The following is a 14925-nucleotide window of genomic DNA, read 5'->3' as shown; positions in this document are numbered from 1 at the left end:
TCCCTCAGGAAGGAAATGCGAGTGATTTCACCGTCACCGGCACAACCGATCCGCCAAAAAGAGGCGTACCAATGTCGATATAGTCCCCCGCCCGGACAACCACCTCATCGATGACCGCCAGCGGGTGTTGCTGTAACTGTGGGCGTAAAAGCATGCCCAGGGCTTTACCAAAATCCTGCTCGGCTACCACCAGCAGGGGATGCGGATTCGGATAGCGCGCGACAAAGGCCAGCAGCGCATCAATCACCGTTAACAGCGCGGCGTAGCGCACCGGTAGCGAACCGGGCAGCGCCAGCACGTAGGCGTCCGTTTGCGGGTCCAGATCGAGCTGCATTAGCGCCTGTTGCCAGGCGGCCACCAGATCAGCCTCATCAACCGGAATCGCCACTGGCAGATTGCGCAGCGGAAGCGCCACACCCTCCAGCCAGATAGTGCTGCCCGAAAGCGACAGCGTATGCGCCCCGGCGCCAATCACCGTGGCGCGCACGGTTTGCGCCGGAAACTGCACGTTCATCTCACGCAGGCGCGGATGTTCATGCAGCGCCGTTGCTAACAGCGGCCCAATGTCGGAAAAACAGAACGGATCGGCAGGTTGGTTGCGGTAGCACTCGCCCACCCCACCGGACAACGTAATCACTTCAGGTTTCACGCCAACCGGTAACAGACCGGTTTGCATCAGCGCCTGCGCCAGCGGTGAAAGCGTGCCGTCAATCACCTCCACAATCAGCGCAGCCATCCGCCGGGCCACCTGAACAAGCTGCGCCGCATTGAGGGTTCGGGCATCAGTGCCTGGACCAAATACGTCATCAACAATCATCTGTCCTGGCTGATGCGCATGCACCACGCGTCCTTGACCGTCCGTTTCCAGTAGCCGTCCGCCGACGTTCAGGCAGGCCGAGCCGCTGACTTTTCCCGCGTCGAACAAGACGTAGTTCGACGTACCGCCGCCTATGTCGATATTCAGTACGCGGCACAATTTCTGTTCGGACAGGGTTTGCGCTCCCGCGCCATGACCGGCAATCACCGATTCCAGATGTGGACCAGCGCTTGCCACCACGAAGTCACCCAGCGACTGGGAGAGCGTCATCACCGCAGGTCGTGCATTGCGGGTTTTGGCGCTTTCCCCGGTAATGATGATCGCACCGGAATCGACGGTCTCTGGGTCAATCCCCGCCGCCTGATACTGGGCGAGGATCAGAGCTTTCAGTTCGGCCTCTTTCAACCCACCCTGCTTATCAACGGGTGTAAAGAACACCGGGCTTTGCCAGCTAATTTCGCGTTTGATGAATTCGTAACGCGGCACCTGCGACACTGCCGCACGATTGACCAGCTCAAGGCGCGAGAAAATTACCTGAGTGGTGGTGGTGCCGATATCGATACCGACGCTGAGTAGCTGGCGGGTATTCACGATTGCGCCTCCGGATTGGTTTCTGCTGGAGCCGGAACATCTTCGTCTTTCGGTACTAACAGCATAGCCACGCCAATCGCCGTCACGCCGCCGATCAGCTTGCCGACAATCATCGGGAAGATCATGGCGTTCATGTTGGCAGCGGCGAAGCCTAAGTGGTCACCCAGGGCGAAGGCCGCAGAGACTGCAAAGGCGCAGTTGATCACTTTGCCGCGGGTATCCATGTTTTTCATCATGCCGAACATCGGGATGTTGTTGGCAAGCGTTGCCACCATACCCGCAGCCGCAATATTATTAACTTTCAACAGGTTGCCAACGCTCATCAGCGGTTTTTCAAACCAGCGGGTCAGCAGCAGCACCATCGGGTAGGCACCCAGCAGCACACAGGAGATAGAACCGATAACTTCGATGGCGCGCATCACTTCACCCGGCTTATCGCCCGGTGCCATGAAAATAGGATCAAGACCCGGGATTAGCTCCCAGCCGAGCAGGAACTTGATGACTGCCGCCGCCAGACCGAGGGTGATCAGCGCTACCAGGAACTTGGCGAAGATCTGGAAGCCGTTGATCATTTTTTCCGGGATGAATTTCAGTCCCAGCGCCACCAGCACGGCCACGATCAGCACCGGGATCATGTTCATCAGGATCAGTGCAAAGGTGAACTCCACTGGCTGACCATTTATTTCCACGCCGGAGTACATCGCAACCAAACCACCCGCAATACAGCCAATCGGAATGGTGACGATACCGGCCAGCACGCCCAGCGCCAGATAACGACGGTCAGACGGTTCAATAATTCCCAGCGCAACCGGAATGGAGAAGACCAGTGTCGGTCCCATCATCGCGCCGAGAATCAGGCCAGAGTACAACCATGCCGCCACGTCGCCGCCCGCCAGTTCTTTCGCCAGGAAGAAGCCGCCCATATCGCACGCCAGCAGCGTTCCGGCAAACATCGACGGGTTCGCGCCCAGCATTTCGTACAGCGGAATGATTACTGGTCCGAGCACATGCGCCAGTACCGGCGCCAGCGCGGTCATACCGACCATCGCCAGGCCCAGCGCGCCCATTGCCATAAAGCCTTCTTCGAACTGACCGCCCGATCCCTCAATGCTCTTACCAAACTTACCGAGGAAGCGCGCCGAACCGCCGAACTGAGACAGGATCCTGTCCACGGCAGCAATCAGCATAAAGAACATCATGATGTACATGATGATTTCGTTAATTCCCATAGCCTTCACTCCCTGTCATATGTGTATTTATTGTGCCGCCGCATACAACGCGATAATGTCGGCCTGCGTGGCGGTGCGTGGATTACTGCGAATACAAATATCCTCCAGCGCAGCGTTTGCCCATGCGCTGTAATGCTCGGGCTTTGCCCCAACGTCAGAGAGTCGTTTGGTCTGGCCCACTTCGCTAATCAGCTCGCTGACGGCGTTGATGGCATCACGATCGCCCGACTTCTTGTTGGTTAACGCCCGTCCGATGTGGCTGAAACGCTCACGGCACACCATGCGGTTGAACCCCATTACCGTGGGCAGCAGCATGGCGTTAGCTTGTCCGTGCGGGATGTGCAGCGCAGCGCCCGGCTGGTGTGCCATCGCGTGACACAGGCCCAGTCCCGCGCTGGAAAACGCCATTCCCGCCATGCAGGACGCCAGTAACATGCTTTCCCGCGCCGCCAGATCATGGCCGTATCCCACCGCTTTTGGCAGCGATTTACCAATCATCGCAATCGCGCCAATCGCCAGGCTGTCGGTAAACGGCGTCGCGTTTAGCGCGCTATACGCTTCAACGGCATGGGTCAGCGCGTCAATGCCAGTCATTGCCGTCACGTGCGCAGGAACGCCTTCCGTTACCGCGGCATCCAGAATGGCGACGTCTGGCATAAGGGTTGCGTGGGCCAGCACTTTTTTAAGTCCGGTGGCGGCATCAATAATCACCGTAACGTTGGTGGTTTCTGACCCGGTCCCGGCGGTGGTTGGCACGGCAATCAGCGGTAGACGCGGGCGCAGTACACTGTGCTCCGTCATGTCAGCTAGCGTTTGCGTCGGGTTGGTCACCAGCAGCGCCACTGCTTTAGCGGCATCCAGCACAGAGCCGCCACCAAAGGCCACCACGCCATCGCACTTCGATTCACGCAATTGCGCGACCGCCGCGCAGACGTCCGTGATGCACGGTTCGCCGACCGGACATGGCCACAGCGTCATTGCCACGCCTTTCATCGCCAGGCTACGTTCCAGAGCGGCGGTCATCCCCGCCTCATGCAGGAAGCTGTCAACCATGACAAACATATGCGTCAGTCCGCGCGTTTGCGCTTCCTGTCCGCAGGTACTGAGCGCTCCCAGTCCGCATAATGTGACCGGTGGAACGCTGAACGTTTTTACGCGTTGCAGATTCAGTGCATCGAATGCCTGAAAGAGCGCGGTCTGCAATTCAGCTTGCATAGATTCCTTCCGCTTTTACTTTTCCGCTATTGGCAATCGCCAGCGGGGTCATAAACAGACTGTGCTGCGGTAAATGCACCTGCAGCTCCGGGAAACGCTTACGAAACAGCTCATCAACCCCCGGCTGCATACAGGACCCACCGGCCAGCCATAAATCCGTAATCCCTTGTCCGGCAATATGATGGGCGACAATTTCCGCCATCTTTTCGTAAACCGGCTTAACCACCGGCCAGATTTCTTTGCCGTTGCTGCGTTTGAACTGCTCGGCTTCTTCCAGTTGAATACGACGATTCCCGGCGAGCGTCAGGGAAATGTGGTGCCCACCGGTCGCTTCGTCAGCGGAGTAAGTCACTTTGCCCTGTTTCACAATGGCGATACCAGTCGTTCCACCGCCGATATCGACGACTCCGGCGTTATCAAGCGCCAGCAAATCTGCCACGGCGGTCGGCTCATCCAGCACATGGCTCACCTCAAGCCCGGCGGACTCCAGCACGTTGATGGAGATACGCGGGTCAGTGCCAGGCGGGAATGAGGTAGCCGCATGAGTAAAGCGGCAACCCAGTTGTTGTTCGAGCGTATCGAGATGGCGACGAACAATGGTCACAGCACCGAAGAAATCCCAGACGATGCCATCGCGCACGACGTCGGCCCAGTCCAGACAAACCGCAACCGGCTGCCCTTCGTTGTCGACAACCATCGACACCACATCACAGGTTCCCAAATCAACGCCCAACCACAGCGGTGAATCGCTTGCGGCAGGCGTCTGGTTACACAGCGATGCCGCTTTTTGCAGTCTGGGTGTGAGCCACAGTTGTTCGTCATGCGCCATCTTTTTCACTCCTTATACGATGCGAAACGCATCCACCAGCACACAGCGACGCAGGCGTACAAACGTGCGCGCACTGGTCACCCCTTCCCCGGTTGGCGTGGTAATGGTCATGGTCGTCCAGCCTTCGCCACCAAGTCCAAGGCCGGCAATGCATGGTCCGTTCTTGACGAAAATGCTGGTGTCGATGGCGTTAGCCATACGGTTCATATTGTCGATGTTGCGTGAGTGCATCGCCGCCGTATGGTGACAACCACCTTCGAGCGTAACGGCCAGCGCAATGGCTTCGTCAACGTTAGCTACCCGCACCACCGGCAGCACCGGCATCATCAGTTCAGTCACAGCAAACGGATGCGTGGCGGAGGTTTCGACGAACAACAAGCGGGTTTGCTCCGGAACGTTCAGGCCGATCGACGCGGCGATTTTTGCCGCGTCGCGCCCGACCCAGTCACGGCTGACCGTGCCTTTACCGCGCTCATCGACATTTTTCAGTAGTACCGGTTGTAGCTGTTCAGCCTGGGCGGTTGTCAGTTTGACCGCGTGCTGGCCTTCCATCAGACGCATCAGTTCATCAGCAACGCTATCCACGACGATCAACACTTTTTCATCGGCACAGATAATGTTGTTATCAAACGATGCGCCTTTGACGATGGACTGCGCGGCGCGAGTCAGATCGGCCGTTTCATCCACCACCACCGGCGGGTTACCGGCACCTGCGGCAATCAGACGCTTGTTGGTATGCTTACGCGCAGACTCCACCACCGCTTCACCACCGGTGACGACCAGCAGTCCGATGCCCGGGTACTTGAACAGACGCTGTGCGGTTTCGATATCCGGATTAGCAACGGTTACCAGCAGGTTAGCCGGACCACCTGCGGCGACCACCGCCTGGTTAAGCAGGCCGATCGCGCGCTGAGAAACGCCTTTTGCTGCCGGATGCGGCGCAAAGACGACGCTGTTACCCGCGGCAATCAGGCTGATGGCGTTGTTAATGACGGTCGCCGCCGGGTTGGTGGACGGCGTTACCGAAGCCACCACGCCCCAAGGTGCGTTTTCAATCAGCGTCAGGCCGTTATCGCCGGTCAATACCTGTGGAGACAGGCATTCCACGCCTGGGGTGCCACGAGCCTGCGCCACGTTTTTGGCAAATTTATCTTCAACGCGTCCCATGCCGGTTTCACTGACGGCAAATTCCGCTAATTCTCTGGCGTGTTTTTCGCCCGCTTCACGAATGGCGTGAATGGCCAGTTGGCGCATAGCGACGCTTTTCAGCCCCTGCTGAGCCACTTTTGCTGCCGCTACTGCGTCATCCAGGGAGGCAAAGACGCCCATTTCTTGAACGGCACTGACGGGCTGACTGCTGTCTTTCATTTTCAGCAGCACCGCTTTCACGACCTGTTCAATATCCTGTTGATTCATGATTTTCTGCCTTATTTGTGAAATACCACTTTCCCACCTGCCACCACTTCATCGACGATGCCAATCACGCACAGATCGACAGGCGATGAGTCGTTATGGTGCGCCTGGCGGGCTGAGCTTCCACTGACCAGCAGCACCCACTCTCCGGTTCCCGCCCCGATGCTGTCTATCGCAACAGCGCACTGCCCGTCGGGATTTCCCTGGGCATCAATCATTTCCACCATCAGCAACTTGTCGTGCGCGAGCCCCTGATGGCGAACGGTACAAACAATTTGTCCTGTGACGATTGCCAGTTTCATACCCGCCTCCGTGGCATATTTCAGGTAAAACCTCCCCCTACCCTCCGCAGAAGGTAATGTGAAAAGGAGAGAGGGTGACGCCAGCTTTCTCTCAACGATCCAGTGGCGTCACTTGGACGACTTACATATCGTTGCTGTCGCCTTTGAAGCTGATCGGGAACACTTCTTCCAGATCGCCATGCGGACGCGGGATAACGTGCACAGAAACCAGTTCACCGATACGCTGCGCGGCAGCAGCACCAGCATCCGTAGCCGCTTTGCAGGCTGCCACATCACCACGAACCATGGCAGTACACAGGCCGCCACCGATCTGCTTCACGCCAACCAGTTTCACGCGCGCCGCCTTAACCATTGCGTCAGAAGCCTCAATCAGTGCAACCAGGCCCCGGGTTTCAATCATTCCTAATGCTTCCATTATGCTTTCCTCTTAATCAAAGGGGTCCAGAACGGGACCGTTCATTCAACCAGTGTTTGCGAGACGCTTTCACGGCTCACGTCAGTCTGGCGCGGCACAGCTGCCACTAACGCCAGTTCGATAATTTCCTGTACGCTACAGCCACGAGAGAGGTCATGAAGCGGTGCTGCAAGGCCCTGAATCAATGGACCAACGGCACGATACCCTCCCAAACGCTGGGCGATTTTATAACCAATATTGCCTGCCTCCAGCGATGGAAAAACCATCACATTGGCATTGCCCTTTAACGGACTGGCGGGCGCTTTTTGCGCGGCGACATCCGGCACAAAAGCGGCATCAAATTGCAGTTCCCCATCCACGGTAAGCTGTGGGGCACGCTCACGAACGATCTCCGTAGCCTGCTGCACGTTAGCAACATTGGGATGACGAGCACTGCCGTTGCTGGAAAACGACAGCATGGCCACGCGCGGCTCTTCACCCGTGATCGCCTTCCAGGTTTCAGCGCTGGCGATGGCGATGTCCGCCAACTGTGCAGCGGTGGGCTGCGGCACAACGCTACAGTCTGCAAATCCTAATGACGGCCCGAGATACTGCGGCAGCATCAGGAAAATTGACGACAGCGTTTTGCAGCCAGGCTGTAATCCAATAATGCGCAATCCTGCACGCAGCACGTTTGCCGTTGACGACAAGTTGCCTGCAATACACACATCGGCTTTACCGGCACTGACCATCGCGGCGGCAAACATCAGTGGATCGTTGAGCTTCTCGCGCGCATCCGGCGGCGTTTTTTCGCCCGCGCGGGCCAGCCAACGCAGGGCAAACTCTTCACGCATCTGTACATTGCTTTGTGGATCAATAACCTGAATACCATCCATGGCTACGCGATGGCTGAGCGCAAACTGGCGTAGCGCAAACGGGCTGGCAACGAGAATGGGGCGTGCCAGACCATGCTGGTGCAGGTAATTGGCGGCTTTCAGCACCCGTACATCCAGCGCATCCGGGAACACCACCCGAGCGGGCGTTTGTTTGGCGAGTTGGCGAGCACGTTCAATGATCATGACTTCTCCCCCAGTCGCTGTTGGATTTGGCTGACGCTTAGCGGATGCTTCGCCACGCTCAGAATCATCATTACGTAAACCGTACTGGAAAGACGGTTGAGCGCCTGCAGAATGTCCGGTCGCAAGACTTCAAAACTGCGGGTGATAAATACCTGAGCGGCCACCGTTTCCGTTTCGCGGACTTTAGTGCGCAGCAGATTAAGCAACGCGCAATCACGTCCGTGGCTGGCTTCAGGCACCAGATGATCGTGGTCCAGGTAACGCAGCGGCTGATGCGAAAGGCGGTGTAAATCTTCGTCGCTTAAACCAACAATGGCTTGTGCGGCCAGCGGTTCATCCACAGCATCAGCCCGCATAATGTTGCCCAGGCGCGAGCGAATATCCGCCAGCCACGGCTGCCACGGCTCCGCCAGTTCAATTTGCAACCACACGGCCAGACCAATGGTGCTGTCCAGCGCGGCGCGAAATCCAAGCCTCGGGTCACTTTTGGCGACCATTTTGTCCGCCGTCAGATGCGTCAGCGTGTCAGGTTTCTTCGCCACCGGTTGATGACACAGTTCACAGGTCGCCTGCGGATGTGTATCGCTGCTGGTTAAACCATGTACCGGCTGCGGCTGCTGTTCCTCGTCGTCAACAAACAAGCTTCCCTGCTCGTCGATATACTTAATGCGCAGACGACGGCTTTCCAGCAATTCCCGGGCAGACGGCGTCAGGCGAGCATCAGCGGGGAGATGAATTTCAGCCCCTTCGCTGAGCGTATGATTCGCTCTGAGCCATGCTTCGGTAATGAAATCCTTCATACATCCGCCTTAGCAGGACTGCCAGTTCGCAGGCCAGGCCACATACAGGAACTTCACTGTTGATGGCGTACCAAATTCGATGCTGGAGCCTTTCGGGATAAACATCACGTCCCCGGCTTTGGCAATCATGGTTTCGCCTTCATGACGAACGTGCAGCTCGCCTTCCAGAATCATGTCGATTTCGTCGTAGTTCAGCGTCCATGGGAAAAATGCGTTATCCCACTGCATAAAGCCGGCGGCCATACTGCTGCCGTCCTGGTCGGTCACCAGATCGGTTAAACCGACGCAGTGCGGCTGCGCGCCATCAAAACGACCAAACTTCACGCTGCTGCCGTCGATGACTTTCACACCGCCTTTGCCAGTCACCGATTTAAAACTCGGCTGCATTCCGCCCTGTTCCAGCGACTGCTTTTCCTTCATCACTTTGTCCATCAGTTGGGCGACCAGGCTTTCGGTAAACTGCCCTTCTGGCAATTGCGCAATGATGGTTTCACGAATGCGCTGGCTTTCCGTTTTGCCGTCCTCCACCGCAGCAGGCGCTGCGGTTGTGGCCGACATAGTGGCCGGAGCGGATTCATCGCATTCAGTGATAGTGACGCCGAGCAGCGCCGCAACTTCGCGCGCCTCCGGGGTGATGATACTGGCGCGCAGAACAACAGACATTTCCTGTTCGCCGCGTGCGTGGGCCGCACGAATATCGTTAGCTGTGATGAGTTTTTTCACCTGCCCTTTCCTCCTTTTGGCTGAGCTCAGTCAGATAATCCACCAGGTGCTGCACACTGCTTGGGTCGTGGCAATTGAGCTCAAAAATTGGCTCCTGAAACCCCATCCCACGAAGTAGTTGTCGCGTTGCGGCGACGTCGGCATCCGGCACATCCGTTTTGCTGATAACGGCGATTTGTCGTTTACTGGCGCCGATATCCAACAGCCCGGCAGGTAAGCGACTTTCTTTATCATTTGCCGCATGTATATAAATCAACGTATCGACATCCTGCAGCGTGGTAATTAAGGCGTGATACCAGCGCGGATGGCTAAAATATTCTCCTGGCGTATCGATATCGCCGTTTTCATTAAACTCCACGGCCTGTGTTTTTCTGGCGAGGGAATAATTCCCTTGTAGCGCGTTAAAGAGCGTTGTTTTCCCTGCCCCCACCGTACCGACAAACGCAATACGTTTCATCGCCGCCTCTGATTAACTTTTTGTCAGATTGCACAAAGTGAAATTTAATAATCGCCCGAGGCCGCTTACCGTCTGTAATAACGCTTCTTCTACCGCGCCTACTGAGCCGTAGATCACCAGCGCGCCGCTGAATCTATCGAGAAAGCCGATGTGTACATCCGCCGCTTTCATCGCTAAGTCACCTGCAATCATCGCGGTTTCGCCTGGCGTCAACGTCATGATGCCGATAGCGCCCGCTTCGGGAACGCCGATCTTTTTCGCCAGTTCCTCACCGGGGTGCGCAATGAGATGCGCCAGCGTGACCTGTTTCCCCGGCACAAACTCCTGAATAATGCGTTCTTTTTCCATTGCTCACCGCCTCCGCTAAAACTGCCCTCATCGTGGCAATTTTTTGTCAGAGTAAATAACAAAATTCGGCAACCAGGTTTAAAAGGTGAAGTGGATCACTAAGAAAGAGGAAATAAAAAGGCGCGGGAGAAACCCGCGCCGGAATTAATTAAAGTGAAATTACAGCGGCTGCGTTTGCGCTTCTACAACCGCCAGCGCCACCATATTTACGATACGACGAACAGAAGCAATCGGTGTTAATACGTGAACCGGTTTCGCTACGCCCATCAGTACCGGGCCGACCGTTACGCCTTCTGAACTTGAAACTCGTAGTAAGTTGTAACTAATACGCGCGGCTTCCATATTCGGCATGACCAGAATATTGGCGGAGCCTTTCAGCGGGCTGTCCGGCATCCGGTCATTACGAATACTTTCCACCAGCGCGGCGTCACCGTGCATTTCACCGTCAATCATCAGTTCTGGCGCATGAGCCTTAATCAGCGCCAGCGCCTCACGCATTTTGCTGGCCGACGGGCAGTCAGATGAACCAAAATTGGAGTGCGACAGCAGTGCCACCTTCGGCTCGATGCCAAAGCGACGCACGGTTTCTGCCGCCATCACAGCGATCTCTGCCAGTTGCTCCGGCGTAGGATCGTCATTGACGTAGGTATCGGCGATAAAGGTGTTACCGCTTGGCAGCAGCAGGGCGTTCATTGCCCCAGCCGTATGTACGCCATCACGGTAACCAAATACCGCATTTACCACGCTGAAGTGCTCGTGGTAGTCGCCGATTGTGCCGCAGATCATCGCATCCGCTTCACCGCGCTGCACCATGATCGCGCCGATCACCGTGGTATTAGCAATCACCGCCCGCTGCGCCTGCTCCTGAGTGATCCCACGACGCTTCATGATCTGATAATACTCACTCCAGTACTCTTTAAAACGCGGATCGGATTCATTGTTGACGATCTCAAAATCAACGCCCGCTTTGATCTGCAGACCCAGTTTCTGGATGCGCATTTCGATCACGCTCGGACGACCAATCAGGATCGGCTTCGCCAGACCTAAAGTGATCAATTCTTGAGTGGCGTGCAGCACTCGCGCCTCTTCCCCTTCCGTCAACACCACGCGCTTCGGCGCTTTGCGTGCCAGCGAGAAAATCGGCTTCATAAACAGGTTGGTTTTGTAGACGAATTCGGTCAGCTTATCGATATAAGCGTCAAAGTCGGCAATCGGGCGCGTTGCCACACCGGAGTCCATCGCCGCCTTCGCGACCGCAGGGGCGATTTTGACGATCAGACGTGGGTCGAACGGCTTAGGAATAATGTATTCCGGGCCAAAGCTCAGGTCCTGATCGCCATAGGCAGAAGCCACCACTTCGCTCTGCTCGGCGTGCGCCAGCTCAGCAATGGCGTGTACCGCGGCCAGTTTCATCTCTTCGTTGATAGCAGTAGCGCCGACATCCAGCGCGCCGCGGAAGATGAACGGGAAGCACAGAACGTTGTTAACCTGGTTCGGGTAGTCGGAACGACCGGTGCAAATGATGGCGTCGGAACGCACCTCTTTTGCCAGCGGCGGCAGGATTTCCGGTTCCGGGTTCGCCAGCGCCAGAATCATTGGCGCACGCGCCATCTTCTTGACCATTTCCTGCGTCAGCACTTTCGGGCCGGAACAGCCAAGGAAAATGTCTGCGCCATCAATCACGTCGTCCAACGTGCGCTTACCGTCATCCACCACCGCGTAAGCCGCTTTGGTTTCCGCCATGTTCGGTTCGCGGTCTTTGTAAATCACGCCCTTGGAGTCGCAAACCACAATGTTATGTTTCTGCATCCCCAGCGCCACCAGCAGGTTCATACAGGCAATCGCTGCCGCACCTGCGCCGGACACCACCATGCGCACATCAGAGATATTTTTCTCAACCACCCGCAGACCGTTAAGAATGGCGGCGGTACTGATGATTGCCGTGCCGTGCTGATCGTCGTGGAAGACCGGAATATTCATGCGCTCACGCAGCTTTTGCTCAATGTAGAAGCATTCTGGCGCTTTAATATCTTCGAGGTTAATGCCGCCAAACGTGGGCTCCAGGGCCGCGACCACGTTGATAAATTTATCCGGATCGAGTTCATCTACTTCGATGTCGAACACGTCAATCCCGGCGAATTTCTTAAACAGAACGCCTTTACCTTCCATCACCGGCTTGCCAGCCAGCGCGCCAATGTTGCCCAGCCCCAGCACCGCCGTACCGTTAGAGATAACCGCAACCAGGTTGCCGCGCGCGGTGTATTTGTAGGCCGCCAGCGGGTCCTTTTCAATTTCCAGACACGGTGCTGCAACACCGGGTGAATAGGCCAGCGCAAGATCACGTTGAGTGGCAAGCGGTTTGGTCGGAGAAACCTGAATTTTGCCTGGTACTGGAAATTCGTGGAAATCGAGGGCGCTTTGTTTTAACTGGTCATCCATCTTGTTGTTCCTTTCACGTATCGATCAAAAAAGTGTCGCAGGTACCCTTCTATTGAGCCGCACATTATCACCTCTGTCAGCGGCGCAAACTTTGAAGGTCCCCAAACTCTCACTACTCAAAGAAAGAATTTGTTATCAATTTATAACAACCATGTTACCTGCTTAAGCCAGCAATACCATGCCTGTCTGCTATGCTTTTTGCTGACAACGCCTGCAAATTCTCCAAAAGTGTGAATTAACACACGCTCTAACGCTTTACTTTTCAAGGAGTATTTCCTATGACCCGTAAAGATCTTGCCAATGCCATTCGTGCGCTAAGTATGGATGCCGTACAAAAAGCTAACTCAGGCCACCCCGGCGCGCCAATGGGTATGGCTGATATCGCCGAAGTACTGTGGAATGATTTCCTCCGCCATAATCCAAGCGATCCTCACTGGTACGATCGCGATCGGTTTATTTTGTCCAACGGCCACGCATCAATGCTGCTTTACAGTCTGCTGCATCTTTCCGGCTATGACCTGCCGCTGGAAGAATTAAAAAACTTCCGCCAGCTGCATTCAAAAACTCCCGGCCACCCGGAGCTTGGCTACACGCCGGGCGTGGAAACCACCACCGGGCCGCTGGGCCAGGGTTTAGCCAACGCTGTCGGAATGGCGATTGCCGAACGCACGCTGGCGGCGCAGTTTAACCAGCCGGACCATGAGATTGTCGACCATTTCACCTGGGTTTTTATGGGCGACGGCTGCCTGATGGAGGGGATTTCTCACGAAGTCTGTTCGCTGGCGGGCACGCTGGGACTTGGTAAACTCATCGGCTTCTACGATCACAACGGCATCTCAATTGATGGCGAAACCGACGGCTGGTTTACCGACGATACTGCGAAACGCTTCGAGGCCTACCACTGGCATGTGATACACGATATTGACGGTCACGATCCTGAAGCGGTGAAAAAAGCGATTCAGCAAGCGCAAAGCGTTACCGACAAGCCGTCGCTGATTATCTGCCGCACGGTGATTGGTTTTGGATCACCGAATAAAGCCGGGAAAGAGGAAGCGCACGGTGCGCCGTTAGGTGAAGAAGAAGTGGCGCTGGCCCGACAGAAATTAGGTTGGCATCATCCTGCTTTTGAGGTCCCCAAAGAGATTTATCGGGCGTGGGACGCGCGCGAGAAAGGCGAAAAAGCGCAACAGGACTGGAATGAGAAATTCGCGGCGTATCGACAAGCGCATCCGGAACTGGCGGCAGAGTTTACCCGGCGGATGAGCGGAGAACTGCCGGAAGCATGGGAAGAAACAACCCAGAAATATATTACCGACCTGCAAGCCAACCCGGCCAAAATAGCCACCCGTAAGGCCTCGCAAAATACCCTGAACGCCTACGGACCGATGCTGCCCGAACTGCTTGGCGGCTCAGCGGATCTTGCGCCCAGCAACCTGACCATCTGGAAAGGCTCCACTTCTCTTAAGGAGGATCATGCAGGAAACTACATCCACTATGGCGTGCGTGAATTTGGTATGACCGCGATTGCCAACGGTATCGCGCACCACGGTGGCTTCGTACCATACACCGCAACGTTCCTGATGTTTGTTGAATATGCCCGTAATGCCGCACGCATGGCGGCGCTGATGAAAGCCCGACAAATCATGGTTTATACCCACGACTCGATTGGTCTGGGGGAAGATGGTCCCACACATCAGGCCGTCGAACAGCTCGCCAGCCTGCGACTGACGCCGAATTTCAGCACCTGGCGACCGTGCGATCAGGTTGAGGCAGCAGTGGGTTGGAAGCTGGCAGTCGAGCGTCATAACGGCCCTACGGCGCTGATTCTTTCTAGGCAGAATCTGGTGCAGGTTGAACGCACGCCTGAGCAAGTGCAGCAGATTGCCCGCGGCGGCTATGTGCTGAAAGATAGCGGCGGTAAGCCGGATGTTATCCTGATTGCTACCGGTTCAGAAATGGAAATCACGCTGCTGGCTGCGGAAAAACTGACCGGCGAAGGCCGTAACGTACGGGTAGTTTCTCTACCTTCAACCGATATCTTCGACGCCCAGGATGAGACGTACCGGGAGTCGGTCCTGCCAGCAAACGTTAGCGCACGCGTGGCGGTAGAAGCCGGTATTGCCGACTACTGGTACAAATATGTTGGGCTGAAAGGGGCGATTGTTGGTATGACGGGCTATGGGGAGTCGGCGCCGGCAGACAAGCTGTTCCCGTTCTTCGGCTTTACGGTGGACAACATCGTAGAGAAAGCGCATAAGGTGCTGACAAAATAACAATTCATCCGTCTTA

Annotated in this window: 14 protein-coding genes; 1 reads left to right on the top strand and 13 read right to left on the bottom strand. The window is 56.1% G+C overall.

All coding sequences use genetic code 11. The features are described 5' to 3' along the window. Nucleotides 1–4: 4 nt before the first annotated feature. The 13 genes from eutA to maeB form a co-directional block, all read right to left on the bottom strand. The gene (eutA, locus tag On2M_RS05840; RefSeq protein WP_210904494.1) at nt 5–1408 is read right to left on the bottom strand and encodes an ethanolamine ammonia-lyase reactivating factor EutA; all 1404 of its coding nucleotides are present in this window, start codon (nt 1406–1408) and stop codon (nt 5–7) included. After that, nucleotides 1405–2637: an ethanolamine utilization protein EutH gene (gene eutH / locus On2M_RS05835; RefSeq protein WP_003038023.1), complete on the bottom strand. Its 1233-nt coding sequence runs from the start codon at nt 2635–2637 to the stop codon at nt 1405–1407. The genes eutA and eutH overlap by 4 nt, the downstream gene beginning before the upstream one ends. 27 nt (nt 2638–2664) lie before the next feature. Further along, the gene (gene eutG / locus On2M_RS05830; RefSeq protein ID WP_210904493.1) at nt 2665–3852 is read right to left on the bottom strand and encodes an ethanolamine utilization ethanol dehydrogenase EutG; all 1188 of its coding nucleotides are present in this window, start codon (nt 3850–3852) and stop codon (nt 2665–2667) included. After that, on the bottom strand, nt 3842–4681 hold the full coding sequence (gene eutJ / locus On2M_RS05825) for an ethanolamine utilization protein EutJ (RefSeq protein ID WP_151217623.1): 840 nt from the start codon (nt 4679–4681) through the stop codon (nt 3842–3844). Before eutJ ends, eutG begins: the two co-directional genes overlap by 11 nt. A gap of 12 nt (nt 4682–4693) precedes the next feature. Continuing rightward, nucleotides 4694–6097 carry an aldehyde dehydrogenase family protein gene (locus On2M_RS05820; RefSeq protein WP_210904492.1) on the bottom strand — a complete coding sequence of 468 codons (1404 nt, stop codon included), beginning with the start codon at nt 6095–6097 and terminating at the stop codon, nt 4694–4696. 11 nt (nt 6098–6108) lie between these two features. Next, the gene (gene eutN / locus On2M_RS05815; RefSeq protein WP_005121909.1) at nt 6109–6396 is read right to left on the bottom strand and encodes an ethanolamine utilization microcompartment protein EutN; all 288 of its coding nucleotides are present in this window, start codon (nt 6394–6396) and stop codon (nt 6109–6111) included. A 121-nt stretch (nt 6397–6517) separates the two neighbouring features. Then, entirely contained in the window at nt 6518–6811 is a 294-nt protein-coding gene (gene eutM, locus On2M_RS05810; protein WP_005121908.1) for an ethanolamine utilization microcompartment protein EutM, read from the bottom strand. Between the two features lie 41 nt (nt 6812–6852). Further along, complete coding sequence (gene pta, locus On2M_RS05805; protein WP_048210962.1) at nt 6853–7869, bottom strand: phosphate acetyltransferase; 1017 nt, start codon at nt 7867–7869, stop codon at nt 6853–6855. Further along, entirely contained in the window at nt 7866–8669 is an 804-nt protein-coding gene (eutT, locus tag On2M_RS05800) for an ethanolamine utilization cob(I)yrinic acid a,c-diamide adenosyltransferase EutT (RefSeq protein WP_005121906.1), read from the bottom strand. The genes pta and eutT overlap by 4 nt, the downstream gene beginning before the upstream one ends. A gap of 9 nt (nt 8670–8678) precedes the next feature. Further along, nucleotides 8679–9392 (bottom strand): ethanolamine utilization acetate kinase EutQ, encoded by a 714-nt coding sequence (gene eutQ / locus On2M_RS05795; protein WP_151217624.1) that lies wholly within the window; start codon nt 9390–9392, stop codon nt 8679–8681. Continuing rightward, on the bottom strand, nt 9370–9849 hold the full coding sequence (eutP, locus tag On2M_RS05790; protein ID WP_151217625.1) for an ethanolamine utilization acetate kinase EutP: 480 nt from the start codon (nt 9847–9849) through the stop codon (nt 9370–9372). Before eutP ends, eutQ begins: the two co-directional genes overlap by 23 nt. Nucleotides 9850–9861: 12 nt before the next feature. Beyond that, the gene (gene eutS / locus On2M_RS05785) at nt 9862–10197 is read right to left on the bottom strand and encodes an ethanolamine utilization microcompartment protein EutS (protein WP_003037995.1); all 336 of its coding nucleotides are present in this window, start codon (nt 10195–10197) and stop codon (nt 9862–9864) included. A gap of 159 nt (nt 10198–10356) precedes the next feature. Continuing rightward, nucleotides 10357–12636: an NADP-dependent oxaloacetate-decarboxylating malate dehydrogenase gene (gene maeB / locus On2M_RS05780; RefSeq protein WP_151217626.1), complete on the bottom strand. Its 2280-nt coding sequence runs from the start codon at nt 12634–12636 to the stop codon at nt 10357–10359. Between the two features lie 278 nt (nt 12637–12914). On the opposite strand from maeB, the gene tkt reads away from it, so the two are divergent. After that, nucleotides 12915–14909: a transketolase gene (gene tkt, locus On2M_RS05775; protein WP_210904491.1), complete on the top strand. Its 1995-nt coding sequence runs from the start codon at nt 12915–12917 to the stop codon at nt 14907–14909. The last annotated feature ends 16 nt before the right edge of the window (nt 14910–14925 follow it).

The sequence above is a fragment of the Citrobacter sp. On2M genome (assembly GCF_018035235.1).
Lineage (GTDB): Bacteria > Pseudomonadota > Gammaproteobacteria > Enterobacterales > Enterobacteriaceae > Citrobacter > Citrobacter meridianamericanus.
The sequence above is the reverse complement of the archived record's forward strand: the minus strand, read 5'-3'. Positions and strand labels throughout refer to the sequence as shown.

Bases quoted from the DNA above. Each gene is read 5' to 3' on its own strand.
- eutH (WP_003038023.1), bottom strand. From the start codon at position 2,637: ATGGGAATTAACGAAATCATCATGTACATCATGATGTTCTTTATGCTG.
- eutG (WP_210904493.1), bottom strand. From the start codon at position 3,852: ATGCAAGCTGAATTGCAGACCGCGCTCTTTCAGGCATTCGATGCACTG.
- eutJ (WP_151217623.1), bottom strand. From the start codon at position 4,681: ATGGCGCATGACGAACAACTGTGGCTCACACCCAGACTGCAAAAAGCG.
- On2M_RS05820 (WP_210904492.1), bottom strand. From the start codon at position 6,097: ATGAATCAACAGGATATTGAACAGGTCGTGAAAGCGGTGCTGCTGAAA.
- eutN (WP_005121909.1), bottom strand. From the start codon at position 6,396: ATGAAACTGGCAATCGTCACAGGACAAATTGTTTGTACCGTTCGCCAT.
- eutM (WP_005121908.1), bottom strand. From the start codon at position 6,811: ATGGAAGCATTAGGAATGATTGAAACCCGGGGCCTGGTTGCACTGATT.
- pta (WP_048210962.1), bottom strand. From the start codon at position 7,869: ATGATCATTGAACGTGCTCGCCAACTCGCCAAACAAACGCCCGCTCGG.
- eutT (WP_005121906.1), bottom strand. From the start codon at position 8,669: ATGAAGGATTTCATTACCGAAGCATGGCTCAGAGCGAATCATACGCTC.
- eutP (WP_151217625.1), bottom strand. From the start codon at position 9,849: ATGAAACGTATTGCGTTTGTCGGTACGGTGGGGGCAGGGAAAACAACG.
- eutS (WP_003037995.1), bottom strand. From the start codon at position 10,197: ATGGAAAAAGAACGCATTATTCAGGAGTTTGTGCCGGGGAAACAGGTC.
- maeB (WP_151217626.1), bottom strand. From the start codon at position 12,636: ATGGATGACCAGTTAAAACAAAGCGCCCTCGATTTCCACGAATTTCCA.
- tkt (WP_210904491.1), top strand. From the start codon at position 12,915: ATGACCCGTAAAGATCTTGCCAATGCCATTCGTGCGCTAAGTATGGAT.